Source organism: Sedimentitalea sp. XS_ASV28 (genome assembly GCF_041224545.1).
Classification (GTDB): Bacteria; Pseudomonadota; Alphaproteobacteria; order Rhodobacterales; family Rhodobacteraceae; genus Sedimentitalea.
This window is the reverse complement of sequence record NZ_JBGFGP010000135.1, coordinates 15,301-41,006: the sequence shown is the minus strand read 5'-3', so window position 1 is coordinate 41,006 and position 25,706 is coordinate 15,301. Positions and strand designations below refer to the sequence as shown.

Annotated in this window: 24 protein-coding genes and 1 other RNA gene; 8 read left to right on the top strand and 17 right to left on the bottom strand. The window is 61.4% G+C overall.

The annotated features are described in order from the left end of the window. Positions 1 to 60 precede the first annotated feature (60 nt). Positions 61 to 957 (bottom strand): LysR family transcriptional regulator, encoded by an 897-nt coding sequence (locus tag AB9K34_RS12515; protein ID WP_369954766.1) that lies wholly within the window; start codon positions 955 to 957, stop codon positions 61 to 63. Between the two features lie 102 nt (positions 958 to 1,059). Here AB9K34_RS12515 and AB9K34_RS12510 point away from each other — a divergent pair, with 102 nt between their 5' ends. After that, positions 1,060 to 1,218, top strand: a complete 159-nt coding sequence (locus tag AB9K34_RS12510; protein ID WP_369954765.1) for a hypothetical protein — start codon at positions 1,060 to 1,062, stop codon at positions 1,216 to 1,218. A gap of 325 nt (positions 1,219 to 1,543) precedes the next feature. Here the strand turns inward: AB9K34_RS12510 and ccoP are convergent, their stop codons facing one another. The 4 genes from ccoP to ccoN are packed head-to-tail and all read right to left on the bottom strand — an operon-like array spanning position 1,544 to position 4,951. After that, complete coding sequence (ccoP, locus tag AB9K34_RS12505) at positions 1,544 to 2,413, bottom strand: cytochrome-c oxidase, cbb3-type subunit III (protein WP_369954764.1); 870 nt, start codon at positions 2,411 to 2,413, stop codon at positions 1,544 to 1,546. Beyond that, a complete protein-coding gene (locus AB9K34_RS12500; protein WP_369954763.1) occupies positions 2,410 to 2,595 on the bottom strand; it encodes a cbb3-type cytochrome oxidase subunit 3 in 186 nt (61 codons plus the stop codon). Before AB9K34_RS12500 ends, ccoP begins: the two co-directional genes overlap by 4 nt. A gap of 9 nt (positions 2,596 to 2,604) precedes the next feature. Continuing rightward, positions 2,605 to 3,330 carry a cytochrome-c oxidase, cbb3-type subunit II gene (ccoO, locus tag AB9K34_RS12495; RefSeq protein WP_369954762.1) on the bottom strand — a complete coding sequence of 242 codons (726 nt, stop codon included), beginning with the start codon at positions 3,328 to 3,330 and terminating at the stop codon, positions 2,605 to 2,607. A gap of 13 nt (positions 3,331 to 3,343) precedes the next feature. Beyond that, the gene (gene ccoN, locus AB9K34_RS12490; protein ID WP_369954761.1) at positions 3,344 to 4,951 is read right to left on the bottom strand and encodes a cytochrome-c oxidase, cbb3-type subunit I; all 1,608 of its coding nucleotides are present in this window, start codon (positions 4,949 to 4,951) and stop codon (positions 3,344 to 3,346) included. Between the two features lie 195 nt (positions 4,952 to 5,146). On the opposite strand from ccoN, the gene AB9K34_RS12485 reads away from it, so the two are divergent. Beyond that, complete coding sequence (locus AB9K34_RS12485; RefSeq protein WP_369954778.1) at positions 5,147 to 5,986, top strand: universal stress protein; 840 nt, start codon at positions 5,147 to 5,149, stop codon at positions 5,984 to 5,986. A gap of 103 nt (positions 5,987 to 6,089) precedes the next feature. Here AB9K34_RS12485 and AB9K34_RS12480 read toward each other — a convergent pair whose 3' ends face one another. Together AB9K34_RS12480 and glyA are read right to left on the bottom strand one after the other, a co-directional pair. Beyond that, positions 6,090 to 6,344: a GlsB/YeaQ/YmgE family stress response membrane protein gene (locus tag AB9K34_RS12480; protein WP_369954760.1), complete on the bottom strand. Its 255-nt coding sequence runs from the start codon at positions 6,342 to 6,344 to the stop codon at positions 6,090 to 6,092. Between the two features lie 71 nt (positions 6,345 to 6,415). Continuing rightward, entirely contained in the window at positions 6,416 to 7,738 is a 1,323-nt protein-coding gene (gene glyA / locus AB9K34_RS12475; RefSeq protein WP_369954759.1) for a serine hydroxymethyltransferase, read from the bottom strand. 102 nt (positions 7,739 to 7,840) lie between these two features. Between glyA and AB9K34_RS12470 the strand changes: the two genes are divergently transcribed. Continuing rightward, entirely contained in the window at positions 7,841 to 8,725 is an 885-nt protein-coding gene (locus AB9K34_RS12470; protein WP_369954758.1) for a LysR family transcriptional regulator, read from the top strand. Here AB9K34_RS12470 and fnrL read toward each other — a convergent pair. Beyond that, positions 8,716 to 9,459, bottom strand: coding sequence for a transcriptional regulator FnrL (gene fnrL, locus AB9K34_RS12465; protein WP_369954757.1), 744 nt, complete (start codon positions 9,457 to 9,459; stop codon positions 8,716 to 8,718). The genes AB9K34_RS12470 and fnrL overlap by 10 nt on opposite strands. Before the next feature lie 80 nt (positions 9,460 to 9,539). Here fnrL and hemN point away from each other — a divergent pair, with 80 nt between their 5' ends. Beyond that, the gene (gene hemN, locus AB9K34_RS12460; RefSeq protein WP_369954756.1) at positions 9,540 to 10,895 is read left to right on the top strand and encodes an oxygen-independent coproporphyrinogen III oxidase; all 1,356 of its coding nucleotides are present in this window, start codon (positions 9,540 to 9,542) and stop codon (positions 10,893 to 10,895) included. Between the two features lie 7 nt (positions 10,896 to 10,902). On the opposite strand, the gene AB9K34_RS12455 is transcribed toward hemN, so the two are convergent. From AB9K34_RS12455 to AB9K34_RS12435, 5 genes are all read right to left on the bottom strand, one after another. Continuing rightward, a complete protein-coding gene (locus AB9K34_RS12455; protein WP_369954755.1) occupies positions 10,903 to 12,480 on the bottom strand; it encodes an ABC transporter ATP-binding protein in 1,578 nt (525 codons plus the stop codon). Next, complete coding sequence (locus AB9K34_RS12450; protein ID WP_369954754.1) at positions 12,477 to 13,583, bottom strand: ABC transporter permease; 1,107 nt, start codon at positions 13,581 to 13,583, stop codon at positions 12,477 to 12,479. Before AB9K34_RS12450 ends, AB9K34_RS12455 begins: the two co-directional genes overlap by 4 nt. Continuing rightward, positions 13,584 to 14,669 carry a microcin C ABC transporter permease YejB gene (locus AB9K34_RS12445; RefSeq protein WP_369954753.1) on the bottom strand — a complete coding sequence of 362 codons (1,086 nt, stop codon included), beginning with the start codon at positions 14,667 to 14,669 and terminating at the stop codon, positions 13,584 to 13,586. Positions 14,670 to 14,672: 3 nt separating this feature from the next. Then, complete coding sequence (locus AB9K34_RS12440; RefSeq protein ID WP_369954752.1) at positions 14,673 to 16,577, bottom strand: extracellular solute-binding protein; 1,905 nt, start codon at positions 16,575 to 16,577, stop codon at positions 14,673 to 14,675. Between the two features lie 214 nt (positions 16,578 to 16,791). Further along, complete coding sequence (locus tag AB9K34_RS12435; protein ID WP_369954751.1) at positions 16,792 to 17,298, bottom strand: cytochrome c family protein; 507 nt, start codon at positions 17,296 to 17,298, stop codon at positions 16,792 to 16,794. Positions 17,299 to 17,416: 118 nt separating this feature from the next. On the opposite strand from AB9K34_RS12435, the gene AB9K34_RS12430 reads away from it, so the two are divergent. Continuing rightward, positions 17,417 to 18,250 (top strand): prephenate dehydratase, encoded by an 834-nt coding sequence (locus AB9K34_RS12430; protein ID WP_369954749.1) that lies wholly within the window; start codon positions 17,417 to 17,419, stop codon positions 18,248 to 18,250. A 38-nt stretch (positions 18,251 to 18,288) separates the two neighbouring features. On the opposite strand, the gene AB9K34_RS12425 is transcribed toward AB9K34_RS12430, so the two are convergent. The 4 genes from AB9K34_RS12425 to nudC form a co-directional block, all read right to left on the bottom strand. Beyond that, positions 18,289 to 19,698 (bottom strand): PepSY-associated TM helix domain-containing protein, encoded by a 1,410-nt coding sequence (locus tag AB9K34_RS12425; protein WP_369954748.1) that lies wholly within the window; start codon positions 19,696 to 19,698, stop codon positions 18,289 to 18,291. Positions 19,699 to 19,868: 170 nt separating this feature from the next. After that, positions 19,869 to 20,222 (bottom strand): hypothetical protein, encoded by a 354-nt coding sequence (locus AB9K34_RS12420; protein ID WP_369954747.1) that lies wholly within the window; start codon positions 20,220 to 20,222, stop codon positions 19,869 to 19,871. 83 nt (positions 20,223 to 20,305) lie between these two features. Next, entirely contained in the window at positions 20,306 to 20,773 is a 468-nt protein-coding gene (locus tag AB9K34_RS12415) for an SRPBCC family protein (RefSeq protein ID WP_369954746.1), read from the bottom strand. Between the two features lie 35 nt (positions 20,774 to 20,808). Then, entirely contained in the window at positions 20,809 to 21,792 is a 984-nt protein-coding gene (gene nudC, locus AB9K34_RS12410) for an NAD(+) diphosphatase (protein ID WP_369954745.1), read from the bottom strand. A 255-nt stretch (positions 21,793 to 22,047) separates the two neighbouring features. Here nudC and AB9K34_RS12405 point away from each other — a divergent pair, with 255 nt between their 5' ends. From AB9K34_RS12405 to AB9K34_RS12395, 3 genes are all read left to right on the top strand, one after another. Then, complete coding sequence (locus tag AB9K34_RS12405) at positions 22,048 to 23,943, top strand: bifunctional 2',3'-cyclic-nucleotide 2'-phosphodiesterase/3'-nucleotidase (RefSeq protein WP_369954744.1); 1,896 nt, start codon at positions 22,048 to 22,050, stop codon at positions 23,941 to 23,943. A 41-nt stretch (positions 23,944 to 23,984) separates the two neighbouring features. Further along, positions 23,985 to 24,083: signal recognition particle sRNA small type (ffs, locus tag AB9K34_RS12400), an RNA gene on the top strand. A 110-nt stretch (positions 24,084 to 24,193) separates the two neighbouring features. Then, a complete protein-coding gene (locus AB9K34_RS12395) occupies positions 24,194 to 25,705 on the top strand; it encodes a YifB family Mg chelatase-like AAA ATPase (protein ID WP_369954743.1) in 1,512 nt (503 codons plus the stop codon). Position 25,706 lies beyond the last annotated feature (1 nt).

Sequence of the window (25,706 nt, the reverse complement as noted above, 5' to 3'; positions counted from 1 at the left end):
ATAGTATAATGGGTGGCCCTGCTTTCGCATCGTGGCAGTATGTCACTGCCAGCGGGACATTCAGGTTTCGGGCATCGACGTCTTTTGACCATCGGCTCTCTGACGTCGCAACCAACGCACAAACGCCATTGCATGCGGGCGCAGCACGCCCGGACGCGTGACGATGTAATAGGCAGACGGCTTTTCACGGAACAGTTCGACCAACCGTCCGGCCCGCAGGTCGGATTCGACGAAGTCGCGCACGACGACGCTCACGCCCTGACCGTCCCGCACCGCATCAAGCAGCAGATTACCCGGCATTTGCACCCGGCCGCCGGCATTGGCCCGATTGATTCCCTTGGTACGCAGCCAATGGCTGGCCTCGCTGGTTCCCAGTTCTTCGAGCCACGGCAAATCGGCGAGATCGCTAGGACCGGCAACCGCCCGTCCTTGCAACAGCGAGGGCGCGGCAACCACGACAAGGCAGGACGTCAACAAGGGTTCCGCCGTCAATCCGGGCCACCCGCCCTGGCCATGCCGAAGGGCCACGTCGATACCACCCGGCACCAGCGCGACGACGGCAGCGCTCGGGTCGAGCATGAGGTCGATGTCCGGATGGGCTGCGCGGAATCCCGGCAATCGCGGCATCAGCCATTGCGCGGCGAATGTCGGGGTGGTCGAAATATGCAGTGGACGGGCAGCGTCCGCCGCCGAAAGTTCCTGAACCGCGGTGCCGATCGCTCCAAATCCGAGAACCAGCGCATCCGCCAGCTTCTGCCCCTGTTCGGTCAGGACAAGCGCTCGTCCCGATCGCTCCAGCAACCGCGTGTCCAGATGTGCCTCTAGCCCGCGCAAATGCTGGCTGATGGCAGCGTGGCTGACATTTAACGCTTCACCCGCCTTGCTCACCGAACCGGTCTGCGCAAATGCAGCAAAGGCGCGCAACATCGACAAGGGGGGAAGATCAAGCCAGTTCATATGTAATTGGTACTTACAGATTGGTTTTATTTCTGAGTCGCAAACCGCGGGCTGATCGTCAAGAGTTTAGGCATCGCACACCCCTCGACACAGGAGACTGACATGCTTGATATCTATGCCCGCAGTTTCATGACCGCGACACGCATCGATCCGGCCGTGCAGCTCGACAACCGATCGAAGCCAAAACCGAAACGACGCTGGCTCCCCAAAGGTCACTGGTGGCTGCGGCGCCTGCCGGTTCCCGAGCACGACAAACGCTGACGCGCGATTGACTATGACACGTCATCCCGATCACCAACCGGCTATAGCATTTCGCGATAAACCTGAATCACCTAGCGCTGCCTGAAATCAAAGATTTCAACGCGTTAGTTGATGCGAGATGTTTCAAGTTAATCGCGAAACGCTTTAGAAAGACGACGGCCCGTGGATCTCATCAAATGTCCTTGCTGCGTCGTGACCGATCTGGCCCGGGCCTGCGGTTTTGCGCTATGATGGTACCGGCCTCTCAGGAAACGCGCGAACAGATCGAAAGGCCGGTACCACGCTCCCGAGTTGCCAGGGCCGCTCGGGAGTGTCTGGCTGGCGGTTACTCGCCGCCTCCCAACTGATGAACATACACTGAAACCGCCCGGATTTGCGCCTCGGTCAGGCGGCTGGTCCATGCGGGCATCACGCCAAAGCGGCTGCCATGCACCGTGGCAGTCAACGTGTCGTAATCGCCGCCATAGAGCCAGATCGCATCCGCCAGGTTCGGCGCTCCCTGTTCGCGGTCGCCGGTCCCGTCCTCGCCGTGGCAGGAAACGCAATTGTCGGCATACACCTCTGCGCCCGCCGCGACCTTGCTGGCATCCTGCGGCGTCCCGGAGAGCGACATGACATAGTTCACGACCTGATCGACCTGCTCGGGTTCCAGAATCTCGTCGCGACCAAAGGCTGGCATTTCGGAATAACGGGCATCCTCGTCGTCCTCGTTGCGGATGCCATGAGCAACCGTGTTGTAGATCGCTTCGATGTCGCCCCCCCACAGCCAGTCATCATCCAGCAGGTTGGGGTAACCCTTGGCACCGGCGGCACCGGAACCGTGGCATTGCGCACACCAGGTACGAAAAACGGCACCGCCCGCGGAAACCGCATAGGTGTCGAGTTCGGCATTGTCGGGAATCGAGGTAAGCGCAACTTCGACCAACTGGTTATTGATCGACGCATTGCCCTCTTCGACCGCGGCAATCTGCTCGGCCACAGCGGCGCGCGATGACCAGCCCAACAACCCCGCTGTCGCGCTGTTGATCATCGGCCAGGCGGGATAGGCAATCGTATATCCGACAGCCCAGATAATGGTGGCGTATAGCGTCCACAGCCACCAGCGGGGCATCGGATTGTCGAATTCCTCGATCCCGTCCCAGCTATGGCCCGTGGTCTTCGGATCGCCTTCGAACTTTTGCGATTTCTTGCTCATTTCCGCGCCTCCTCGGATGTGGCGGGTTTGTTCTCGTGCCGGAAGGGGATCTTGGACGTGTCCTCGTAGGTTTTCGTACTGCCGGGCCGGAACACCCACAGCACGACACCGATGAAAAAGACGAAGAGGAACAACAGCATCCAGCTATCGGCGAGTTGGCGCAGCATCGTATAGAGTTGCATCAGCCTCTCCTATCGGTTCGCGTCGGGTGTGAAGGTCGAGAAATCGACCAGCGTACCCAGCATCTGCAGATAGGCGATCAGCGCGTCCGCTTCGGAAATACCCGGCTGGCCATCGAAATTGCGCACCTGCGCGCCCGGATACCGTTCGAGCATGGCATCATAATCGCTCTCCGGGTCCGCCTGCGCCCGGAAATCCGCCGCCGCGTTTTCAAGCATCTCGTCGGTATAGGGTACACCTACCATGCGATGTGTCTTGACCAGATCATCGATATTGTCCGGCTCGATCAGTTTGCGTTCAAGGAAACCGTATTTCGGCATCACCGACTCGGGCACCACCGATTGCGGATCGCGCAGGTGGTCCACATGCCATTCGTCGGAATAGCGCCCGCCGACCCGCGCCAGGTCCGGTCCCGTGCGCTTGGAGCCCCACTGGAACGGATGGTCATACATCGACTCGGCGGCAAGGCTGTAATGTCCGTACCGCTCGACCTCATCACGCATCGCGCGGATCATCTGGCTGTGACAGACATAGCAGCCTTCGCGGATATAGATGTCACGGCCGGTCAGTTCGAGCGGCGAATAGGGCCGCATGCCTTCCACTTCCTCGATCGTGTTTTCGAGATAGAACAGCGGAACGATCTGGACGAGTCCACCGATGGTCACGACGAGAAAGCTGAAGATCAGCAACAGCGTCGCATTGGTTTCCAGGATTTTGTGCTTGTCGAGAATTGCCATGATCCTGGCCTCCTTATTCGGCCGGAATGGCTGTGGTGCCGACGGCTTCCTTGGCCGGAGCGGACCGCACAGTCATCCAAAGATTGTAACACATGATCACAGCACCGGCGAGGTACATGACCCCACCCAGACCGCGCACCACATACATCGGGAACTTGGCTGCGACGGTGTCGGCGAACGAGTTCACGAGGAAGCCGTTGGCGTCCACTTCGCGCCACATCAGGCCCTCCATGATGCCGGTCACCCACATGGCCGCTGCGTAGAGCACGATGCCGGTTGTCGCGAGCCAGAAATGCCAGCTGACCAGGGACAGCGAATAGAGGCGTTCGCGCTTCCACAGGACGGGCACGAGGTAATAGAGCGCACCAAAGGTGATCATGCCGTTCCAGCCAAGCGCACCGGAATGCACGTGCCCGATGGTCCAGTCGGTGTAATGCGACAGGGCGTTTACCGCGCGGATCGACATCATCGGCCCTTCGAAGGTGGACATGCCGTAGAACCCGACCGAGATCACCATCATCCGGATCACCGGATCGGTGCGCAGCTTGTCCCACGCGCCGGACAGCGTCATCAGTCCGTTGATCATGCCACCCCAGGACGGCATCCAGAGAACGATCGAGAACACCATGCCCAGTGTCGTCGCCCAGTCTGGCAACGCCGTGTAATGCAGGTGGTGCGGGCCGGCCCAGATATAGAGGAAGATCAGCGCCCAGAAGTGGATGATCGAGAGCTTGTAGGAATAAACCGGGCGTTCGGCCTGTTTCGGGATGAAATAGTACATCATCCCGAGGAACCCCGCCGTCAGGAAAAAGCCCACCGCGTTGTGGCCATACCACCATTGTGTCATGGCGTCCTGCACACCCGAGAAAACCTGCACCGACTTGGACCCCCAGATCGACACCGGAATCGACAGGTTGTTGATCACGTGCAGCATCGCGACGGTCACGATGAAGGAAAGGTAGAACCAGTTGGCCACGTAGATATGCGGCTCTTTGCGTTTGACGAGCGTTCCGAGGAATACCGCCAGATAGGCCAGCCAGACCACGGTCAGCCACAGGTCGACATGCCATTCCGGTTCGGCATATTCCTTGGACTGGGTCGAACCCAGCAGATAGCCGGTGGCCGCCAGAATAATGAACAGCTGATAGCCCCAGAACACGAACCACGCCAGATTACCGCCCCACAGACGCGCCGCGCAGGTCCGCTGGACGACGTAAAAGGACGTCGCGATCAACGCGTTGCCGCCAAAGGCAAAGATCACCGCCGACGTGTGCAGCGGGCGCAACCGGCCGAAATTGGTAAAGCCTTGTGCCCAATCAAGGTTCAGTTGCGGAAAAGCCAGCTGAAACGCGATGACGACCCCCACGAGGAATCCGACAACGCCCCAAAGTGCCGTGGCAATGACGCCGGCACGCACGACCGAGTCGAAATACTCTGTCTGCGGCGCAACGGGGGGTTCGGGTTCATCGGTGCGGCGCACAGTGTACAGGAACAGCCCACCGGCCACGAACATCACGATGACGCCGTGAACCATGTAAGCCGTATCTCGCGCGTAGTTGATCGCGATCATCGATATCAACGTGATCAGACCAAGCACGACAAGCTTGATGTAATTCGACATGTTTCGTCCCTTTGGTCTTGCCCGCTCGATTCGCTTGCCGGGCGGACATGGGTTAGGCTGGCCGCTTGATGCAGAATGGCGGACATAACCGCATTGATCTGTATCAATACAACCGCCGGTGTTCTGTGGCAGCTTCCAGGCTACACTATCCCGGTCACGATTGCAGCCGGTCACATCATATTCCGCGAGGTTCAGATGGCTTTCAAATCCCTGCTCACCGTTCTGACAAACCTTGAGGACGCCGATCCTGTGCTCAGACAGATCATCGCACTGGCCAACGCACAGGATGCCCATGCCGACGCGTTATGTCTCGGCGTCGATCGAACCCAGACCGGATATTACTATGCGGGCGCTACTGCCATGATCCTGCAGGAAACTTTGACCCGCGCGAATGCCGAGGGGGCGGAAATCCTGGCCCATGCCAGCGACGTTCTCGGCAAATCCGGAATACGCTGGTCAGCCGATGACGGGGTCGCACAGCTGGCTGACCTGGGTCGTCATGTCGCACACCGGGCGCGCTTCTCGGATCTGGTCGTGCTGCCGCAACCCTACGGAGACTCCCACGGCACAGAGGCCGAGCCGATCATCGAGGCCGCGATGTTCGAAGGGCACGCACCGGTACTTGTCGTACCCGATCAGGGCGAACCGGTTTCTGCTCCTCGGAACATCCTTGTGGCGTGGAACCAGAGCGTCGAGGCGATGCGTGCGATCCGCCGCGCGCTGCCCTTCCTGCGCGGTGCCGAGCTCGTCCGGATCGTGGTGATCGACCCGCCGAGCCACGGACCGGAGCGCTCGGACCCGGGCGGCCTGCTGGCGCAGATGCTGGCCCGGCACGGGGTCACATGCGAAATCGACGTGCTCAGCAAGACGCTGAACCGCGTGTCCGACGCGCTGAACCGACATGCGGTCGACACCAACGCCGACATGGTGGTGATGGGAGCCTATGGCCATTCCCGTTTCCGGGAAGCGATCCTGGGCGGCGCCACACGCAACATGCTTGAGCAGGCCAAGTTACCGGTGTTCATGGCGCATTAAAGGGTTTCGCGATTAACCTGAAGCATCTGGCATCAGATGCTTCAGCTTTCGCGCAAAATACGCCGGGCCGTGCTCTGATACGCTGTCAGGGCAGTCGCGACATTCACGCCTTGCGGATCAGCCCGATCAGAAACAGGAGGATGACCGCGCCGATCGTGGCATGAAAGACCGAGGCGATCACCCCGCCCCCGACCGAGAAACCAAGCGCCGGAAAGATCATTCCGGCCACGAACGCGCCGACGACACCGACGATAATATTGCCGATGACGCCGAAACCGCGCCCCTTCATCAGCTTTCCGGCAATCCAGCCGGCGATTGCCCCGATGAGGATCATCGCGAGAACACTGCCAAATTCCATCTGTCACCCCTTACCCGGTTGATTGCCGGCAGGTTCGCACCAAGCGTCCCCGCCCGCAACCCTTGGCGCGATCAGGCATGGACAAAGTGCATACCCTGGAATTCACCGCGCATCTCGCGGGTGCGCGGCGCCACGGTCGCAGGATCGTCACCAAGCAAGCCATCCGCGATCAACTGCGCCAGCCGTCCGGCATCAGCCGGTTTTACGCCACGCCGCACCAGTTCCGGCGTGCCGATCCGCAGGCCGTTCATGTCGCCCTCGACTCCGGCAATCGGCAACCCGATCCCACAGGCGAGGAACCCGGCGCGGCGCAGGGTTTTCGATGCGGCCTGTCCGCCACCGAACCGCGCGGCCTCCAGCGCGAATTGATGTGAGCCTGTCGCACCCTTGCCTGTTTCGAAGACGGGCAGGCCCAGCGCCGCCAATTCACCTGCCAGTGCCGCGGCCAGGTCCAGCATTGCGCGCGCATAGTCAGACCCGAAATCGATCCAGTCCAACATGGTCAATGCCAGCGCGGCCGATTTCGCAGCGTCGAAATTGGCGGTCATGCCCGGAAAGGCGATCTTGTCGAGCCGCTCGGCGATCTCGGCATCATCTGTCACGATCAGCCCACCGGCCGGCCCGCCGAGACTCTTGTAGGTGCTCATCGTCATCAGATGTGCGCCTTCCTTGATCGGATTGGCCCAGATCCCACCCGCAATGATCCCGCATTGATGCGCCGCATCGAACAGAACCCTGGCGCCGACCTCATCCGCGATGGCGCGTATCTCGCGCACCGGATGCGGCAACAGGTTGAGGCTGCCGCCGATGGTGATCAGTTGCGGGCGCACCCGCAGGGCCAGATCGCGCAGCGCATCCAGATCGACTGTATATCCATCCGCGTCCACCGGTGCCGGATGGGTGGTCAGCCCATACAACCCGGCGCATCCATCGGCGTGATGGGTGACGTGCCCGCCCACCGCCGCTGGCGGGGCAATGATCGTATCGCCCGGCGACGTCAGCGCCATGAACGCATAAAGGTTCGACTGCGCTCCCGAAGCGACCCTGATCTCGGCATAGGCGGCATCGAATACCCGCGCGGCCAGCTCTGCCGCGATGACTTCGATCTCTTCAATCGCCTCAAGGCCCATTTCGTATTTGTCCCCCGGATACCCAAGCGACGGACGACTACCGAGACCAGCGGCGAGGATGGCTTCGGCGCGCGGGTTCATCACGTTCGTCGCCGGGTTCAGGTTGAAGCATTCGACATCGTGGATTTCCCGGTTCCGCCGAACCAGCGCGTCGACACGCGCCGCAACCTCGCAGGCGGTCTGCTCCGAGAGGCTTTGTGCAATCTGCTGGACACGGGTTTCGCAATGGGCCGGAACCCAGGACCGGTGGGCAAGGTTGGTCATGTGCAACTCCTATGATCTCTTGTGACCGTCAAATCATCGGGACCGCTTGCGCGCAAACGATTATTCATGGAAATTAGGGTTAGAAAAAATAAGGCTAACCTTATGACAGTTGCGCCGCCGCGCCCCAAATCTCTGCCCCTGACCGCGCTGCGCGCCTTCGAGGCAGCAGCCCGGCTTGGCGGCTTTGCCGCCGCAGCCGAAGAATTGCATGTCAGCTCCGGCGCGATTTCGGCGCATATCAAGACGATCGAGTCCGAGCTGGGTGCCGCCCTGTTCGAGCGCTCGGCGCGCGGCGTGCGCCTTACACCGCTCGGGCAACGGGCGTTGCCCCATTTTGCCGAGGCGTTCGACGGGCTTGGCGAGGCGGTTCAAAGGCTGCGCACCGATGCCGCGCCCGGCGTCGTGCATATTTCCGCGCTGCCGGCAATTGCCCAGTTCTGGTTGTCGCCACGGCTGCCCGCCCTGCGCGCCGCCGCGCCGGAAATCCAGATTTCGATCACCGCGCTGGAGCATCCGCCAAATCTCAAGCGTGTGCCCTATGACCTTTGCCTGTTCCACTCCGAAACCGGTGGCGAAACCGTCGCACAGGATGCGTTGCTGCCCGTCTGCGCCCCTGCTCTCGCGGATCGCATGAGGCATCCGGGCGATATGGCCGAGATGCCCTGCCTGACCGACACCGGCTGGCCCGACGACTGGCGCACATGGATCCGTGCTGCCCTGCCCGACGCCGGTTTTACACCACGCGGACCGCTGTTTTCGCTTTATTCCCTCGCGGTCGAGGAAACGATCAACGGCGCGGGCATCCTGATGGGGCACACGGCGCTCGTTTCATCCCATCTCGCAAGCGGCAAGCTGGTCGCGCCGTTTGACATGCCCGTGCCGCTAAGCTCATCGCTCAGAATGTGGAGTTTGCGCCCAGCCTCCGCCAAGAGCCCGGCGGGACGCGTCGCGGGCTGGCTGCGCTCAATGGGTGCGGATCACCCGTAAAGACCGCCGTCGCTGTCGTCACCAGCGACATCCATCAACCGGCCGGGATCGGGTACGATGACGTGGCGTTTGCCCCTGAGTTCGATGACACCGTCCTTGCGCAAAGCCGACATTTGCCGGCTCACGGTTTCCAGCGTCAGACCCAGGTAATCCGCCATCGCCTCGCGCGTCAGGGGCAGGTCGAATTCCATCGTGTCACCCTGCCCGCCCGGAGTCAGCGATGCGTCACGGCGCCCGATAATGCACAACAGGCTGGCGATCTTCTCGCGCGCCGTCTTGCGCCCGAGAACCAGCATCCACTCGCGTGCCGCGTCAAGTTCGTCCAGCGTCATCTCAAGCAGACGATGGGCGATATGCGGTGTTTCGTTCATCATCTTTTCAAACGGGAGTTTGCGGAAACAGCACATCACGATATCGGTGGTTGCCAGCACGTCATAAGGCGCACCGTCACGTCCGGGGCGACCGACGAAATCCGACGGCAACAACAGGCCGACCATCTGCGTGCGGCCATCCTCCATCGTCTGGGTCAGGGTCGCGACACCGGACACGACCGAACCGACAAAATCCATCTTGTCCCCGGACCAGATGATCGTCTGACCGGCCTCGAAGCTGCGATAGTATTTGATACGGTCCAGCTGTTCGAGCTCATCCGCATCGCATCGGGCACAGACGGCCTTGTGACGAATTGGGCATTCTGCGCATTGCGGGGCGATCTTGTGTCTTGGCACGTTCATGTCAGTCTCGCGATGTGTACTTTTCACCCAGTTGATCTGTGTCAAGGATCAGGAGCTTAAACGCGATTTAGCGTATACTTATGATACCGAAATCACAATTGGCCGAGTTGGGACTCTTTGACGCCAAGGTGCCCCGCTATACCAGCTACCCGACAGCGCCCCAGTTCAGCAATGACGTGGGTCCGGATAAATTCGCAACGTGGATCTCGCAAATCCCTGAGGGCAGCGCGATATCCCTCTATGTGCATGTGCCCTTCTGTCGGCGCCTCTGCTGGTTCTGCGCCTGCCGAACACAGGGCACCCAGAATATGTCTCCGGTGTTCGCCTATCTCGAAACGCTCAAATCCGAACTCCGGCTGTTGAAACGGCACCTGCCGCGTGGCGTCACACTGTCGCGCCTGCATTGGGGGGGTGGCACACCAACATTGCTGACTGCATCGATGATCGCCGACCTTGCGGGGGCGATTTCAGACGTGGCCCCGTTTGCACCGGACGCCGAATTTTCGGTCGAGATCGACCCCAACGAGCTTGACGCGGCAAGGCTGGACGCGCTGGTGGCGGCGGGGATGAACCGGGCCTCGATCGGGGTGCAGGATTTCGACGACACCATTCAACAGACCATCGGACGCATTCAGGGCTATGACGTCACGCGCGAAGCGGTAGAGATGATACGCGACCGGGGCATCAGCAGCCTGAATGCCGATATCCTCTTCGGCCTGCCGCACCAGACTCAGGCGCGGATGACCGAAAGCGTTCAGAAACTGCTGTCGCTGACGCCCGACCGGGTCGCGCTCTACGGCTATGCGCACGTCCCCTGGATGGCCAAGCGCCAGCAGCTGATCCCGTCCAAGGCCCTGCCGACGCCGCAGGAACGCCTGGCGCTGTTCGAAACCGCGCGCAATCTGTTCCTGTGGGATCACTACCACGAGATCGGGATCGATCACTTTGCCACCAAGCAAGACGGCCTGACACGCGCGCAACAGCTTGGTCGGCTGCGCCGCAACTTCCAGGGATATACCGACGACACATCGAATGTGCTCATCGGTGTCGGTGCGTCTTCGATTTCGCGTTTTCCACAGGGCTTCGCCCAGAACGCCCCGGCGACATCCGCTCATAGCGGCAAGATCCGCGACGGCGCCTTCTCGACCTCGCGCGGGCATCAGTTCACCGGCCAGGACGCCATGCGCGCCCGCATGATCGAAAGCCTGATGTGCGATTTCCGCATTGATGGCGACGAAATCATCCGCGCCTTTGGTGCCGCGCAAGCCGACCTGGATGAGATGTATGACAAGGCACAGCGGGAGTTTCCCGGAATTCTGATCGTGGCAGGCAACGCGTTGTTTATTCCGCAGGACGCGCGATCACTCACCCGGATGATCGCCCGCAGCTTTGACGCCTACGACCTGAGCAAGGCCGGGCACAGTTCGGCAATCTGAAGGACCGTCAGCCCGCTGCTGCAATCAGCGCACGGGTATATTCGGTGCGGGGGCGGTTGAACAGATCTTCGGTCGCCCCCTGCTCGACCACGTCGCCCTGTTTCATCACCAGAACCTTGTGGCTCATCGCCCGCACCACCTTGAGATCGTGCGAAATGAACAGGTAAGCCAACCCGTATTTCTGTTGCAGGTCACGCAGCAGATCGACGATCTGCACCTGAACCGTCATATCCAGCGCCGAGGTCGGTTCATCCAGCACCAGCAGCCGTGGCCGCAGCACCATCGCCCGCGCAATCGCGATGCGCTGGCGCTGACCGCCCGAGAATTCATGCGGATAGCGGTCCATCGTGTCTGGGTCGAGCCCGGTTTCGCGCATCGCCTCGGCAACCAGTTCGCGCTTGTCCCGCGTCGGATCGACCTTGTGAACGTTCAAACCCTCGGAAATGATCTGCTGGCAGGTCATGCGCGGCGAAAGCGAACCGAACGGGTCCTGAAAGACGATCTGCATTTCCGCCCGCAGACGCCGCAATTCCCGCGTTGACCATTTGCGAACGTCCTGCGCACGAAAGGTGATCGCCCCCTGCGAAGCGATCAGCCGCATCATGGCCAGCGCCAACGTGGTTTTGCCTGACCCGGATTCGCCAACGATGCCGACGGTTTCGCCCGCACGCACGGTCAGGGTCGCATCATTGACTGCCTTGACATGGCCAACGGTCTTTTTCAGGAACCCTTTCTGGATCGGGAACCAGACCTTGAGGTGATCGGTGCTGACAACCTGCTCGGCATCCGCAGGCACCGGCGCGGGGTGCCCCGACGGCTCGGCCGCCAGCAACTTTTGCGTATAGGGATGCTGTGGGTTCTCGAAAATCTCGGCGGTCGGCCCGGCCTCGACGATCTCGCCGCCCTTCATCACGCAGACCCGGTCAGCCACCCGTCGCACGATGCCAAGGTCATGGGTAATGAACAACAGGCCCATGTTTTCCTGCGTCTTGAGATCCGCGAGCAATTCCAGAATCTGGGCCTGGATCGTCACATCCAGCGCGGTTGTCGGCTCGTCCGCGATCAGGATGTCGGGCTTGTTCGCCAGCGCCATGGCGATCATCACGCGCTGACGCTGCCCGCCCGAGAGTTGATGCGGATAGGCCTCCAGCCGGGTCTCCGGATCGCGGATACCGACCTTGTTCAACAGGTCGATGATACGCTCGCGCGCGGCCTGGCCTTCCAGGCCCTGATGCAGGGCAAGGGATTCGGACAATTGCCGTTCGATCGTGTGCAGCGGGTTGAGCGAGGTCATCGGCTCCTGAAAGATAAAGCTGATGTCATTCCCCCGCACCTTGCGCAGCAGGCGTTCCGGCGCGCCGATCATCTGCTGGCCATCGTAGGTCACGCTGCCTTCGACACGTGCGCTGTCACCCAGCAGTGACACGGTGGACAGCGCGGTCACCGACTTGCCCGATCCGGACTCGCCCACAAGCGCCACGGTCTCGCCCCTGTCCAGCGAAAAGGAAACACCGCGCACGGCTGGGCTGAGCTGGCCATCCTGCGAAAAGGACACCCGAAGGTTTTCGACGGTCAGAAGGCTCATGAAAACGTCTTTCTCGGATCAAACGCGTCGCGCACGCCCTCGAATATGAACACCAGCAACGACAGCATGATGGCGAAGGTAAAGAACGCCGTGAACGCCAGCCACGGCGCTTGCAGGTTCTGCTTGGCCTGCAAGGTCAACTCGCCCAGCGACGGCGCGGACGAGGGCAGACCGAAGCCCAGAAAGTCGAGAGAGGCCAGCGCCGAGATGGTTCCGGTCACGATGAAGGGCAGCATGGTCAGTGTTGCCACCATCGCGTTGGGCAGCATGTGACGGAACATGATCGTCAGATTGCCGACCCCCAGTGCCTTGGCTGCGCGTACATATTCGAGATTGCGGGCGCGCAGGAACTCGGCCCGGACCACCCCGACAAGGGCCATCCAGCCAAAGGCGATCATCAGAAACACCAGCAGCCAGAAACTGCGGCCAAGGATCGCGAACATGATGATGATGACGTAGAGTTGCGGCGTACCCGACCATACCTCGATCACCCGCTGGAAGATCAGGTCGAGCCAGCCCCCGACATACCCCTGCACCGCGCCCGCAGCGATGCCGATGAGGCTGGACACTGTGGTCACAATCAGGGTGAACAGGATCGACAGGCGGAAGCCATAGATGACCCGCGCCAGCACGTCGCGCTTGGTGTCGTCCGTGCCCAGCAGGTTCTCGCCATTCGGCGGCAGGGGCGCCGCGCCGGGGCGGTCCACGGTGGTGTTGAACGAATAGCGGATCGGCGGCCAAAGCGTCCAACCCGTTTCAATCGGCTCACCATCGATCATGCCGGTCTTTGCCTCTTGCATGATCGCTTCTGGATCATCGAAACACAGGTCCGACCCGCCCGAACGGATCAGGCATTCGACCTCGGGATCGCGATATATCGCCTCTGTCTGGAAATCCCCGCCAAATGCGGTTTCCGGATAGAATTTGAAGATCGGGGCATAATAGTCGCCGCGATAGCTCACGAGGATCGGTTTGTCATTCGCGATGAACTCGGCAAACAGCGACAGGCCGAACAGGATGCTGAAAATGATCAGCGACCAGAAGGCCCGGCCATTGCGACGGAAATTGCGCCAGCGGCGCTGGTTGAGCGGTGACAGAGCCACTTATCCCTCCCGCCGTTCGAAATCGATGCGTGGATCGACCAGAACATACATCAGGTCCGACAATATGCCCGTCAGCAGCCCGATCAGGCCGAACATGTAAAGCGTGCCGAACACCACCGGATAGTCCCGTGCCACTGCGGCCTCGTATCCGAGCCGGCCCAGCCCATCCAGCGAGAAGATCGTCTCGATGATGACAGAGCCGCCAAAAAACACCCCGATGAACACTGCCGGGAACCCCGCGATCACGATCAGCATGGCGTTGCGGAACACATGGCCATACAGCACCCTACGCTCGCTCAGACCCTTGGCACGGGCTGTCATGACATAGTGTTTCTTGATTTCGTCCAGAAAGCTGTTCTTGGTCAGCAGCGTCAGCGTCGCAAAAGCCGAAATGGTCGAGGCCACGACCGGCAGCGTGATATGCCAGAAATAGTCGGCAATCTTGCCCAGCAGGCTGAGTTGGTCCCAGTTGTCCGACGTCAACCCGCGCAACGGGAACACCTGCCAGTACGATCCACCCGCGAACAGCACCAAGAGCAGGATCGCAAACAGGAAACCGGGGATCGCATAGGCCATGATGATGATCCCGCTGGTCCAGGTATCAAAGCTCGACCCGTCGCGCACCGCCTTGCGAATGCCCAGCGGAATCGAGATCGCATACGCGATCAGCGTCGACCAAAGCCCAAGCGTGATCGAAACCGGCATCTTTTCGAGGATCAGGTCGATCACCCCGGTCGAGCGGAAATAGCTTTCGCCGAAATCGAACCGGGCATAATCCCACAGCATCTTGAAAAACCGTTCCAGCGGCGGCTTGTCGAGCCCGTATTGCCGTTCGAGTTCCTCGATGAATTCCGGCGGCAGGCCCCGCGCCCCCACGTATCGGTCATTGGCCCCGGTTGTCTCGATCTCGACATCGGCCCCGCCGCCGGCGATGCCTTCGAACACATCCCCGCCGCCTTCCATCTGGGCGATAATCTGTTCCACCGGCCCGCCGGGGACGAACTGCACCAGCGCGAAATTGATCAGCAGAATGCCCAGAAGCGTCGGAATGACCAACAGCAGTCGTCTTGCGATATAGGCTCCCATGATCTACCGCAGAGCGCCCCGGGCTTTCAGCGCCGCGGATTTGTCGGCATCGATCCACCAAAGATCAAGCAGGCCAATGCTGTAGGGCGGCAGGGTCTGCGGATGCGCGTACATGTCCCAATAGGCGATCCAGTTCACATCGAGATACCACACCGGGATCATGAACCGCTTGGCCCGCAACAGCCGGTCAAGGGCGCGGGTATTCGCATAGAGTTCATCCTTGGTGGTCGCATCGATAATATTGTCGATCACCGCATCGATCGCCGGGTCCGCAAGCCCCGCCGGGTTGAACACCGAATACTCATGTGCTTCCGAGCCGAAAAACTGCATCAACTCGGTCGAGGGTTCCAGATCCAGCGGATACGAGGCAAAGATCATGTCAAAATCCTTGTCGCGCCTGCGGCTGGAATATTGTGCATAATCCACCCGGTTCAGCGACGCCGCGATGCCCATGTTCTTGAGATTGGCAATAAAGGGCTCGACGACGCGGGCGGTGGTCGGACTGTCGATCAGAAATTCGATGGCCAGAATCTCGCCCCGCGCGTTGCGGCGCACGCCGTCGTCGCCGACCGCCCAACCGGCGGCATCCAGCAGCTTCATCGCCCGGCGCAGGTTTCTGCGATCCGTCGGACGATCGACGCTTGAGGTGTGCGCCATGACCGGATCGCTGTCCAGAACCGCCGGGTCGATCAACTCGCCAAGGGCCTCCAGAACCTCTTTCTCGCGTCCTTCGGGTGCACCCTGGGCTTCCAGGTCGGTATCCTGCCAAAAGGCATGTCTCTGCCTGAACAGGCCATATTGCAGACTGTCATTGGTCCATTCGAAATTGAATGCCAGTTGCACGGCTTCGCGCACCCGGATGTCCTGGAACACCGGACGCAACAGGTTCATGACGAAACCCGCCGGTGCCGCCAGATTGCCATCCGGCAGCGTCACCTTGACAACATCGCCATCATTGACCGCTGCAAAATCATAGGCAGTGCCCCAGTTCTTGGAGCTGTTCTCTGGCCGCACCGTGTAAACTCCGGCCTTGAACCCCTCGAGCGCGGCAACGGAATCGCCGAAATACTCGATGCGAATGCGATCGTAATTGTGGCGCCCAACGTTAACATTGACCTCGGCGCCCCAGTAATCGGGATTACGTCGATAGGTGATGCGCTGGTTCACATCGACGACATCCAGAACATAGGGTCCCGAACCGATGCCCGGATCCAGCCGTGGCCGGTCGATGCGCCGGTTGTCCGGATCCGCCTCGAACCAGGCTTTCGAAAACACGGAGGTATTCGCCACCTGCGTGATCAGCGAACGCCGCGAGATACCCGGCGTGAAATAGAACTTGACCCGGTGATCGCTCAGAACCTCGACGCGCGGGATGCGCTTGCGCACGGCGTCCCGATAGGATTGAAGCCCCTGTTCCAGCAATATCTCGTGGGAGAAGGCGACATCCTGCGCCGTCACCGGCGTGCCATCGGAAAACCGCGCCTCGGGCCGCAGGTTGAATATCACCCAGTCCTGGCTTTCGGGATATTCCAGACTTTCGGCAAGCAATCCGTAAAACGAACCCGGTTCGTCATATGACCGTACCATCAGGCTCTCGAACTGCTCCGAGGCAAGCGCCCCGGAACGCCCGGTGCGCGAATAGGGATTCATGCTGTCGAACGTGCCCACGGCGGCCATCGAAATCTCGCCCCCCTTGGGCGCATCCGGATTGACATAATCGAAATGCGCGAACCCCTCGGGATATTTCAGATCGCCGAATTCCGTGAACCCGTGGCTCTTGATGATCTTTTCCTCTGCAAGAGCAAGCGTTGCAAAACCCAGCACCATCACGAGCGCCAATCCCACGATCCCGACCTGACGTTGCAGTAAAAGGATGCGGGTGGCCGGCGCGGCAGGGTCGTGGTTCATCTTGCTCTTCCTCTGTCAGACGGCACCTTGGAGTGCCTTGTCGCTTGCCGATGTACGCTAATGGAGCGAGGGGCCAACATACAAGTTGCGAAAATGTGAGAAACCGGAAATTGCCCTGTAACAGAGCGACGAGGATGCCACCATGCAAACAGGGCGACCACAAAAAAAGCCGCTGCGGCCTGCAGCGGCTTTTCGTTTGAACGATAACCCGAGGTCAGTTGTCGAGGCTGTCGAGATAGGCAATCAGATTCACCCGGTCGGTCAGCTTATTCAGGCCCGCGAAACTCATCGTCGTGCCCGATGCAAATGCGCTCGGCTTGGTCAGGAATTCGCTCAGCCGTTCCTGGGTCCAGTCGCCGCCCACACCCTTCAAGGCGTCGGAATACCCGAAACCGGCGACAGAGGCGACCGGGCGGCCGACCACACCGTAAAGGAACGGTCCGGTACCATTGGCGCCATCTTCAAGCTTGTGACAAGCCGAACATTTCTTGAAAACCTTGGCGCCCTTGTCGACGTCGGCCGCCATAATCAATTCGTCAAAGCTGACTTCTTCTGCCTCGGCCACGGTTTCGCCGCTGTCGGTTTCAATCACATAGGCAGGTTCTTCTTTGCCATCCCCGCCTACGTGATACAAACCAGCAGCAGCCCATTTGCCGAGCAGGAGAACCAGAAAAGCAGAGAGGAAACCGCCCGCTGCCTTGGTAAAGGTCATCGTATCCATTTGGTCGCGTGTCCATTTGATCCGTTTCGCCGTTGTCTAAGCCTTTCCCTTGTCTTGGGCAAGGTATAGACACCGCGACGAAACGCCCGATTTGAACATGTTGCACGGAAAACCATCGATGACCAACCGAATTGCATTCCAGGGAGAGCCCGGCGCCTATAGCCACGAGGCCTGCCGCAACGCCCGTCCACACATGGAGGCCCTGCCCTGCCGGACGTTCGAGGACAGCATCGAGGCCGTCAAGACCGGGCAGGCCGAGCTTGCCATGCTGCCGGTTGAAAATTCGACATACGGTCGCGTCGCGGACATTCATTCGCTGCTGCCGAAATCCGGGTTGCACATCATCGAAGAGGCATTCGTTCGCGTCCACATCAACCTGCTCGGCCTTCCCGGCACCAAGGTGCCCGATATCAAGCACGCCATGAGCCACACCGTACTCTTGGGTCAATGCAAGGGTTTCCTGCAGGAACATGGCATCCACCGCGTCACCGGGGCCGATACGGCCGGCTCCGCGCGGCATGTGTCACAGGCCGGCGACCGCTCGCTGGCGGCGCTGGCCAGTCCGTTGGCCGGTGAAATCTATGGGCTGGACGCACTGGCCGAGCATATCGAGGACAACTCCACCAACACCACGCGGTTCCTGATCATGTCGCCGGACTCCGACACGTCCCGCCGGGGCACCGCGGGCATGATCACCACATTCGTGTTCCAGGTGCGCAACATACCGGCGGCACTCTACAAGGCGATGGGCGGCTTTGCCACCAACGGCGTCAACATGACCAAGCTGGAGAGCTACATGGTTGACGGTTCGTTCACGGCAACACAGTTCTACGCGGATATCGAAGGCCACCCGGACGATCCCAACGTGGCCCTGGCGCTGGATGAACTGAATTACTTCACCACCAATGTCGAGATACTGGGCGTTTACCCGGCCGATCCCGGGCGCAACTGAAGGCCTGCGCCGACCCTGATGGCCGGCGCAGGCTCATATCACGACAGGACCCGGCGCAAGGCCGGAATACGCGACAACACAAGAACATCGGCGGCCAGAACGGCGAGCAGGGTCAGCCCGGCCAGCGGGAAGGCCAGCGATATCGCCAGCCCGACCAGAACGGCGCCCTGCCAGAGCGGTACATCGCGCGGCATCGGCGGCGCGGCAAGACGAAAGGCTCCGGCCGGCCGGCGCAGCCACCACATCACGGCCCCGCTGATCGCGACAAAGATCACCGACAGGCAGAACACGGTGTTCAGCGCCACGTTCCACCAACCCAGATCGCCCTCATGCAGGGCGATCCCCACAGCCATGCCCTTGCCGTATACGGAATAATCGGCAAAGCGCACATCGGCGAGAATCCTGCCGGTATACCGGTCGAGATGCACCGTGCGGTCATCGGCGGGTCGGTTGCTGTCATTGCTCATCGAATCGCGTGAAATGGTCCAGACTCCCTCGGCACCCTGTGGCACGTTCAACTGAAACCGGTTCTCGAACCCGATCTGGCGCGCAAAGGCCGTAACGCTGTCCAGAGTGACAGGGGAAGCCGCAGCGATCCCGCGCGACCCCGCGTCCGAACCCGACGCCGGCATCGGCGCCTGTTCAAGCGCCCAGGGCACCTCCTTGATGGCACCATGATTCATGCTGGCATGAGTCACATCCGAAAGCGGCGCGCCCCACTTTTCGGCAGGAAACGTATTCCATGCCTGCACGAATTTTTCGCCCCAGATTCCGGCCCAGGACAGCCCGGAAATCAGGAAGAAAACCAATATGACCGACACCCATGCGCCAATCGTCGAATGAAGGTTTTTCCACAATTGCCGCCCGCGCGCAGAGAGGTTGGGCACCAGCACGCGAAAGGCCCGCGTTCCACGGGGCCACCACAGGTAGAGCCCGGTCGCAACCAGCACCATGGCCAGCGAGGCCGCGATCTCGATCATGCGATCTCCGGTGACGCCCAGCAGGAGGGTTCCGTGAATATCACTCGCCAGATCATACAGACCGGCCCTGCGCGGCATCTCCGACAGGATTTCTCCGGTATAGGGATTGATCGCGACCATCACGGCGTCCCCCCCGGCATCGACGCGAAAGATCGCGGCCAGGTCGGCCGCACGCGGCGCGATATATTGTACCAGCGTGCCGTCCGACACGGCATCGGTGGCGCGCTCGGCGAGTTCCGAAACCGCGAGCGTCTCGCCCTTTGGAACAACCGCGATCCATTCCCCATCGCGACCGGAAAGCACGCTGACCCACAACATGACAAGACCTGTCAGAGCTAGGATCACAAGAAAGGGAATCACATAGAGACCGGCGTAGAAATGCCAGCGCCATGCGGCAAAATAGAGTTTGTTGGGCTTTGGCGCGGCATCTTCGGCCGGCAATGCCTCGGTCGGGTCGATAGAAACCATATGGGTTCTCCAGTTACGGCATGCATTCTGCGGAGTGCCGTTGGTTGATCTGAGTTTTGGAATATCGTTTCAGGCACGCGTTACCGCAGCATTACCCCGAAACAGCGACCGGCACGCTGAACACGTTCGGGGGCTGGCAAGGTTCCTTCACAACTGGTGCATCACGCGCCTCAGATCGCAGGAGGTCCTCGTACCGGTCGCGACTGGTCAAGCCGAACGGCGTTGTCATGGTCTTGATGGTCGGGGACCTGCAAGACGGATTGACCGCCCAAATCCGAAACCACACGGGCCTGGTACGCGTCCAGCACAACGCTATCGACCAGGCGACAGAACTCGCACCCGTTGACGGCATCTTGCGGCAGTCCGTCATCCTGGGCGCAGAGATCGGCCAGCGATCCCCCCGCCTGGACGAAGGCCGAGAGCGCGGGGTCATGAACCGATCCGGGAAGACGATGCGCCAAACCGGCCCCGCCAAGCGCGCAGAGCAACGCCAGGACGACAAGGAATTTGAATCTGTACAACATGGCGCTCGGCATCGTGGCGCCACATTACTTCCGACGGCGTCATCCGGCCAGAGGCTGATATCTAAAGTTGAGCCGATTTACGCCTAAGCAAGCCCGCGATGCCGGTCTTCGAGGCTCTTGGCGTAATCCGCAACCTTCAGTTTGAACCGCTTTGTCAGAGTGGTTTTGGCGAGCTTGAGCGACTGGATCAGCAGGCGACCGGGCAGCGTGCGCGGCTTGAGGTTCAACACCACCGCCATGCGCGTCCTTCGTGGCGAAAGCGGGACGAGTTCGAGATCCAGAGCGCCGGCCAGGCCGCTGGAAACCGTGGTAAACCGCATCACGTTTGGCGGGTCGTAGGCGTCGAGCGTGATGGTCGCGTCGCGCCGCTTGCCCCGCAGGTCGAAGACCACGCGCCATCCCATCCCGAGCACCGGGGTGTTGCTGTCCTGCAGCCGTTCGACTTCGACCCCGCGGCGGATCGCCAAACGCTCGAAACTTTCGAATTCGCACAGCATGGCGAAAACGTCGGCCACCGGGGCTTCAATGTCTTCCTTGCTCGAAAACTGCATATATCTTCCATGCGTCCTGTTCAGACAGTGTCGGCCTAATCCAGCGTGTCCGCAAGCCAGTTCTGCAAGAGAAAATGGGCAATGGCACCACGCCGCGCGGGTTTCAGCACAGCGTGTTCTCCGGCGAATGCAGCCATCATGTCGTCGCGCGTCACCCAGATCGCATCCTCGATTTCGACCGGATCGATGCGGATCTCGCGCCCGAGCGCCCGCCCCGCGCATCCGAACATCAACGAAGCGGGGAACGGCCAAGGCTGACTTGCCAGATAATTGACGTCTCCAACCTCGATGCCGGCCTCTTCAAACACCTCGCGCCGAACCGCCGCCTCAAGCGTCTCGCCCGGCTCTACGAAACCCGCAAGCAGCGAATACATCCCGTCCGGCCATCCTGGCGAGCGCCCCATCAACACCGAATTGCCGTGCGTGATCAGCATGATCACCACCGGATCGGTTCGCGGGAAATGATGCGCCTTGCAACTGGGGCAGGTGCGCTGCCAACCCGCCTGCGTGATCTCGCTCGGCGCGCCGCACCTCGCACAAAAACGATGGCTGTCATGCCAGCCGATGATCGCCTTCGCGGTGGCGGCAAGTTCGGCATCGCGGCGCTGAAACCGGGTCATGAGGCGACGCAGTTCCGCGAACACGTGATCCCGGGGAAGGTCGGGATGCACCTGTTCGGAGGGATCCAGAAACAGCCCGAGCGCCGCGAGGTCCTGATCCCCGGGCTCCCACGCCGAAATATCGCATGCGAAATGCGGCGCCCCGGCTTCATCCAGCCCGAGGAACACCGGCTTCAGGATCGCATCCGCATATCCGGCCTGCAGGACCGGATGATCCAGCGGAATCAGCGCAAGCCTGTCCCGCCCCTCGTCCCTGACAAGCGGCTTGCCGCGCCAGAGGACGACCGCCACGGCATCGCGATGCGCGAGCGCCGCCGCGAGCGCCGCGTCATCGCCGCGGATATGTGCCGCCCGGTCCAGACCGGAGCCGCCAAAGGTCACCTGTTCTGCCAGCTTCATGTCACTTCCAAATCGTTGCCCATCCCACCGCCGCGCGGTATCGGGCCTGCATCGCAGAAAACACCGTCGGAATTCAATCGCAAAGCCGCGTCGGATGATGCCAATTGGCATCCGTCCTGCCACAAAGTCGATCACAGGAACCTGTTTTAAGACACCCCGGTACATGCTTTCATATGCTTACCGGGAATTGTACCCGGGACTTCGGGCCAGACTACCCATGAAAACAGCTTGCCCCGCCCGGAAGGGTACAGGATTGTGACAGGTCGACGCCCCGTGCCGACTGGCACCAGGGTGCGTTTGCGCTTGCTGGCGACGACCGATCTTCACATGCACCTTTTCAGTCACGATTATTACGCCGACCGTCCGGATCCGTCTGTCGGGCTGACCCGCACGGCGACGCTGATCAACGCCGCCCGGCTCGAAGCGGAAATGGATGACCGGCTCGTGTTGCTGTTCGACAATGGCGATGCGTTTCAGGGCACACCGATGAGCGACGCCGCCGCCAAAGAACCCGATCGTGTCCATCCGCTGATACGCGCTTTTTCCTACCTGCGTTATGATGCGATCGGGCTGGGAAATCACGACTTCAACTTTGGCCTGAAACCATTGATCAATGCGCTGCAACGGGCCCCCTGCCCGGTTCTCTGTTCGAATATGCGGCGCATTCACCCGCCTCACACGACCGGTTTCAAACCCTTTGCCATCCTCGACCGACTGCTGCGCAGCGGCGATGACGAGTGGCCGATCCGGATCGGAGTACTGTCCTTTCTTCCGCCGCAAACGGTTCAGTGGGACGCGCATCACCTGAGCGGGCACATGACGACCAGCGGGATCGTGGAGTCCGCGCGGCACTGGTTGCCGACTTTGCAGGCGGCGGGATGTGACCTGATCGTCGCCCTGGCCCATACGGGGCTAAGCAATGCGCCAGATCACACCGATCTTGAAAATGCGGCGCGCCCGTTGGCCGAGCTTGACGGGATCGACGCGGTAATCTCCGGGCACACCCATCTGCGCCTGCCCGGTCCGGATCATTGCGACATCGAGAAGGTGGACGCCGAGACCGGCTCGGTTCAGGGTACGCCGGTCGTCATGGCCGGCAATTGTGGTTCGCATCTTGGCATCATAGATCTGGACCTTGTTGCGGACCATCCGCGCGGGTGGACACGGACAGGGTTTCGCTGCGATCTGCGCCCGATCGCGCGGCGCACCGACAGGGGCGAGACGGCTTCGGTTGTCCCCGAAGACCCCGGCCTGGTTCGGCTATTGTCAGAGGATCACATCCGCACCCGCAATCTGATGCGGCGGCCGGTAGGGTACAGCGCCGTTCCCCTGCACAGCTATTTTTCCTTCTTTGCCCCCGACCGCGCGCTGGCGCTGGTCGCGGCCGCACAGGCCGCCGCCGTGCGCCCCTATCTCGCCGGAACCGAGGCAGAGGGCCTTCCGCTGATCTCGGCAACGGCCCCGGCCAGGTTCGGGGGGCGGGCGGGGCCGAACCATTATACGGACATTCCTGCGGGACCGCTGTCCTATCGTCACCTTGCGGATTTGCACGTATTTCCAAACGAATTGCGCGCCGCGATCATGACCGGAAAACAATTGCGGGACTGGCTAGAGGTCTCGGCGCGGCTGTTCAATCATATCGAGCCCGGCGCGGACGGGCAGGCCCTGATCAACGAAAAGATTCCCGGCCATGACTTTGATGTGCTCCACGGGTTGAGCTACCGGATCGACCTGTCGATTTCCGGCAGCAGGGGCACCGGGGCCTACCCCGACCGCCAGAACAGCCGCAGAATCGTCGACGTCACCTACGCCGATCATCCGGTCAAAGCGGAAGACCGCTATGTCGTTGTGATGAACAGCTATCGCGCCAGCGGCAGCCGCCCTTTCACGTTGCTGGCCGATATCCAGATGCTCGACGTGCCGTCCGTAGCGCTGCGCGACGTGATCGGGGATTATGTCAGCGGTCGTCTGCCTGCGGACCCGTTGCAGGATGCGCCCGCGCCCTGGCGATTCGTGCCCATGCCCGGCACGCATGTGACCGCCCTGACCGGCCCGGCGGCGAGACGGCATATCGCCGAACTTGGCGATCGCGTCGTGAACCTGGGGCCGATCACTCCAGAGGGGTTCCTGCGGCTGGACATCGCGATCTGACATCGGTTGCAAATCGCTCTGCACGCGCTTATATCCGGAGTCGAGAGGTTGGCGCGGGCGAGCGCCTCGCCAACCTGGTCAGGTCCGGAAGGAAGCAGCCACAACGAGTCCCGCTTGGGTCGATGTCCAGCCTCTCACTCTCTCCAAGACAAGCCATTGCAACGACGCAGGTCCGAACGACCTCGAGTTAACCATTCCTAAACCATGATCCGGATAGCGGTTAACAGATCGCATATGGATCGGGGGTTGGATGGTCTCGCGCGCCTATACCGTTGCTTTTCAGGGGATCGATGCCCGTCTGGTCGAAGTGCAATGCGCGGTCAGCCCGGGCTTGCCGGCATTCTCGATCGTCGGCCTGCCCGACAAGGCCGTGTCCGAAGCACGGGACCGCGTCCGCTCGGCGCTGGCATCTATGGCCATCGCGCTGCCGTCAAAACGCATCACCATCAACCTGTCACCGGCCGACCTGCCCAAAGAGGGCAGTCATTTCGACTTGCCCATCGCGCTCTCGCTGCTGGCGGCGCTGGAGATCGTTCCCCCGGACGTGATCGAAGGCATGGTTGCCCTCGGGGAGTTATCGCTGGACGGTTCGCTGGTGCCCGTCGTCGGCGCCTTGCCCGCCGCAATGGCCGCAGCGCAGGAAGAGCGGGGGCTGCTGTGCCCGCAAGCATCGGGAGCCGAGGCCGCCTGGGTCGGCGCGACACAGGTGATCGGTGCCGCGAGCCTGGGTGACGCTGTCCGGCATTTCACCGGCCAGTCCCCGATTCTCCCTGCGGAACCCGGCGAAGTGACGGCACCGGCGCCCGACCGTGACCTGCGCGATGTCAAAGGTCAGGAACGCGCCAAACGCGCCCTGGAAATCGCCGCAGCCGGACGGCATCATCTGATGCTGGTCGGCACGCCCGGATCGGGAAAATCCATGCTTGCCGCGCGCATTCCCGGCATCCTGCCGCCATTGACAGCCGCCGAGGCGCTGGACACGTCGATGATCCAGTCGCTTTGCGGCCTGCTCGACGAAGGCGGCATCAATCGCGCGCGGCCATTTCGCGAACCGCATCACACCGCCTCGATGGCAGCGATTGTCGGTGGCGGTCGCAATGCCCGCCCCGGCGAAATCAGCCTTGCCCATAACGGCGTCTTGTTCATGGACGAGTTTCCCGAATTCGCCCGCGCCGTGCTGGAAACGCTGCGGCAACCTCTCGAAACCGGCGAGGTGATGATCGCGCGCGCCAACGCGCATGTGAAATATCCCTGCAAATTCATGCTCGTCGCGGCGGCCAATCCCTGCAAATGCGGCTATCTGACGGATCCGTCGCGCGCCTGCGCGCGTGTGCCGGCCTGTGGCGAAGACTACATGGGGCGTATCTCCGGACCATTGATGGACCGGTTCGACCTGCGGCTCGAAGTGCCGCCGGTGGCCTTTACCGATCTCGACCTTCCCGCATCCGGCGACAGTTCGCAAGACGTGGCCCGTCGCGTCGCGGCGGCGCGTCAGGTTCAGGCCGAACGCTATGGCGATGCAACGGGCCCCCGGCAGAATGCCGATGTCGAGGGCGCTCAGCTCGAGGAAATCGCAACCCCGGACGAGGACGGCCGCACGATCCTCGCGCGTGCAGCGGAACGGTTCGGCCTATCGGCGCGGGGCTATCACCGCGTCCTGCGTGTTTCGCGCACCATAGCCGATCTCGACAACAGCGATACCGTCCGCAAACCGCATGTGGCCGAAGCGCTGAGCTTTCGCATCACCGGTGCCGCCGCCTGAA

Bases quoted from the DNA above. Each gene is read 5' to 3' on its own strand.
- AB9K34_RS12435 (WP_369954751.1), bottom strand. From the start codon at position 17,298: ATGGATACGATGACCTTTACCAAGGCAGCGGGCGGTTTCCTCTCTGCT.
- AB9K34_RS12500 (WP_369954763.1), bottom strand. From the start codon at position 2,595: ATGCAACTCTATACGATGCTGCGCCAACTCGCCGATAGCTGGATGCTG.
- AB9K34_RS12430 (WP_369954749.1), top strand. From the start codon at position 17,417: ATGACCAACCGAATTGCATTCCAGGGAGAGCCCGGCGCCTATAGCCAC.
- AB9K34_RS12455 (WP_369954755.1), bottom strand. From the start codon at position 12,480: ATGAGCCTTCTGACCGTCGAAAACCTTCGGGTGTCCTTTTCGCAGGAT.
- hemN (WP_369954756.1), top strand. From the start codon at position 9,540: ATGATACCGAAATCACAATTGGCCGAGTTGGGACTCTTTGACGCCAAG.
- AB9K34_RS12515 (WP_369954766.1), bottom strand. From the start codon at position 957: ATGAACTGGCTTGATCTTCCCCCCTTGTCGATGTTGCGCGCCTTTGCT.
- nudC (WP_369954745.1), bottom strand. From the start codon at position 21,792: ATGAAGCTGGCAGAACAGGTGACCTTTGGCGGCTCCGGTCTGGACCGG.
- AB9K34_RS12395 (WP_369954743.1), top strand. From the start codon at position 24,194: ATGGTCTCGCGCGCCTATACCGTTGCTTTTCAGGGGATCGATGCCCGT.
- AB9K34_RS12445 (WP_369954753.1), bottom strand. From the start codon at position 14,669: ATGGGAGCCTATATCGCAAGACGACTGCTGTTGGTCATTCCGACGCTT.
- AB9K34_RS12510 (WP_369954765.1), top strand. From the start codon at position 1,060: ATGCTTGATATCTATGCCCGCAGTTTCATGACCGCGACACGCATCGAT.
- ccoO (WP_369954762.1), bottom strand. From the start codon at position 3,330: ATGGCAATTCTCGACAAGCACAAAATCCTGGAAACCAATGCGACGCTG.
- fnrL (WP_369954757.1), bottom strand. From the start codon at position 9,459: ATGAACGTGCCAAGACACAAGATCGCCCCGCAATGCGCAGAATGCCCA.
- AB9K34_RS12485 (WP_369954778.1), top strand. From the start codon at position 5,147: ATGGCTTTCAAATCCCTGCTCACCGTTCTGACAAACCTTGAGGACGCC.
- glyA (WP_369954759.1), bottom strand. From the start codon at position 7,738: ATGACCAACCTTGCCCACCGGTCCTGGGTTCCGGCCCATTGCGAAACC.
- AB9K34_RS12480 (WP_369954760.1), bottom strand. From the start codon at position 6,344: ATGGAATTTGGCAGTGTTCTCGCGATGATCCTCATCGGGGCAATCGCC.
- AB9K34_RS12420 (WP_369954747.1), bottom strand. From the start codon at position 20,222: ATGTTGTACAGATTCAAATTCCTTGTCGTCCTGGCGTTGCTCTGCGCG.
- ccoN (WP_369954761.1), bottom strand. From the start codon at position 4,951: ATGTCGAATTACATCAAGCTTGTCGTGCTTGGTCTGATCACGTTGATA.
- AB9K34_RS12470 (WP_369954758.1), top strand. From the start codon at position 7,841: ATGACAGTTGCGCCGCCGCGCCCCAAATCTCTGCCCCTGACCGCGCTG.
- AB9K34_RS12425 (WP_369954748.1), bottom strand. From the start codon at position 19,698: ATGGTTTCTATCGACCCGACCGAGGCATTGCCGGCCGAAGATGCCGCG.
- AB9K34_RS12415 (WP_369954746.1), bottom strand. From the start codon at position 20,773: ATGCAGTTTTCGAGCAAGGAAGACATTGAAGCCCCGGTGGCCGACGTT.
- ccoP (WP_369954764.1), bottom strand. From the start codon at position 2,413: ATGAGCAAGAAATCGCAAAAGTTCGAAGGCGATCCGAAGACCACGGGC.
- AB9K34_RS12440 (WP_369954752.1), bottom strand. From the start codon at position 16,577: ATGAACCACGACCCTGCCGCGCCGGCCACCCGCATCCTTTTACTGCAA.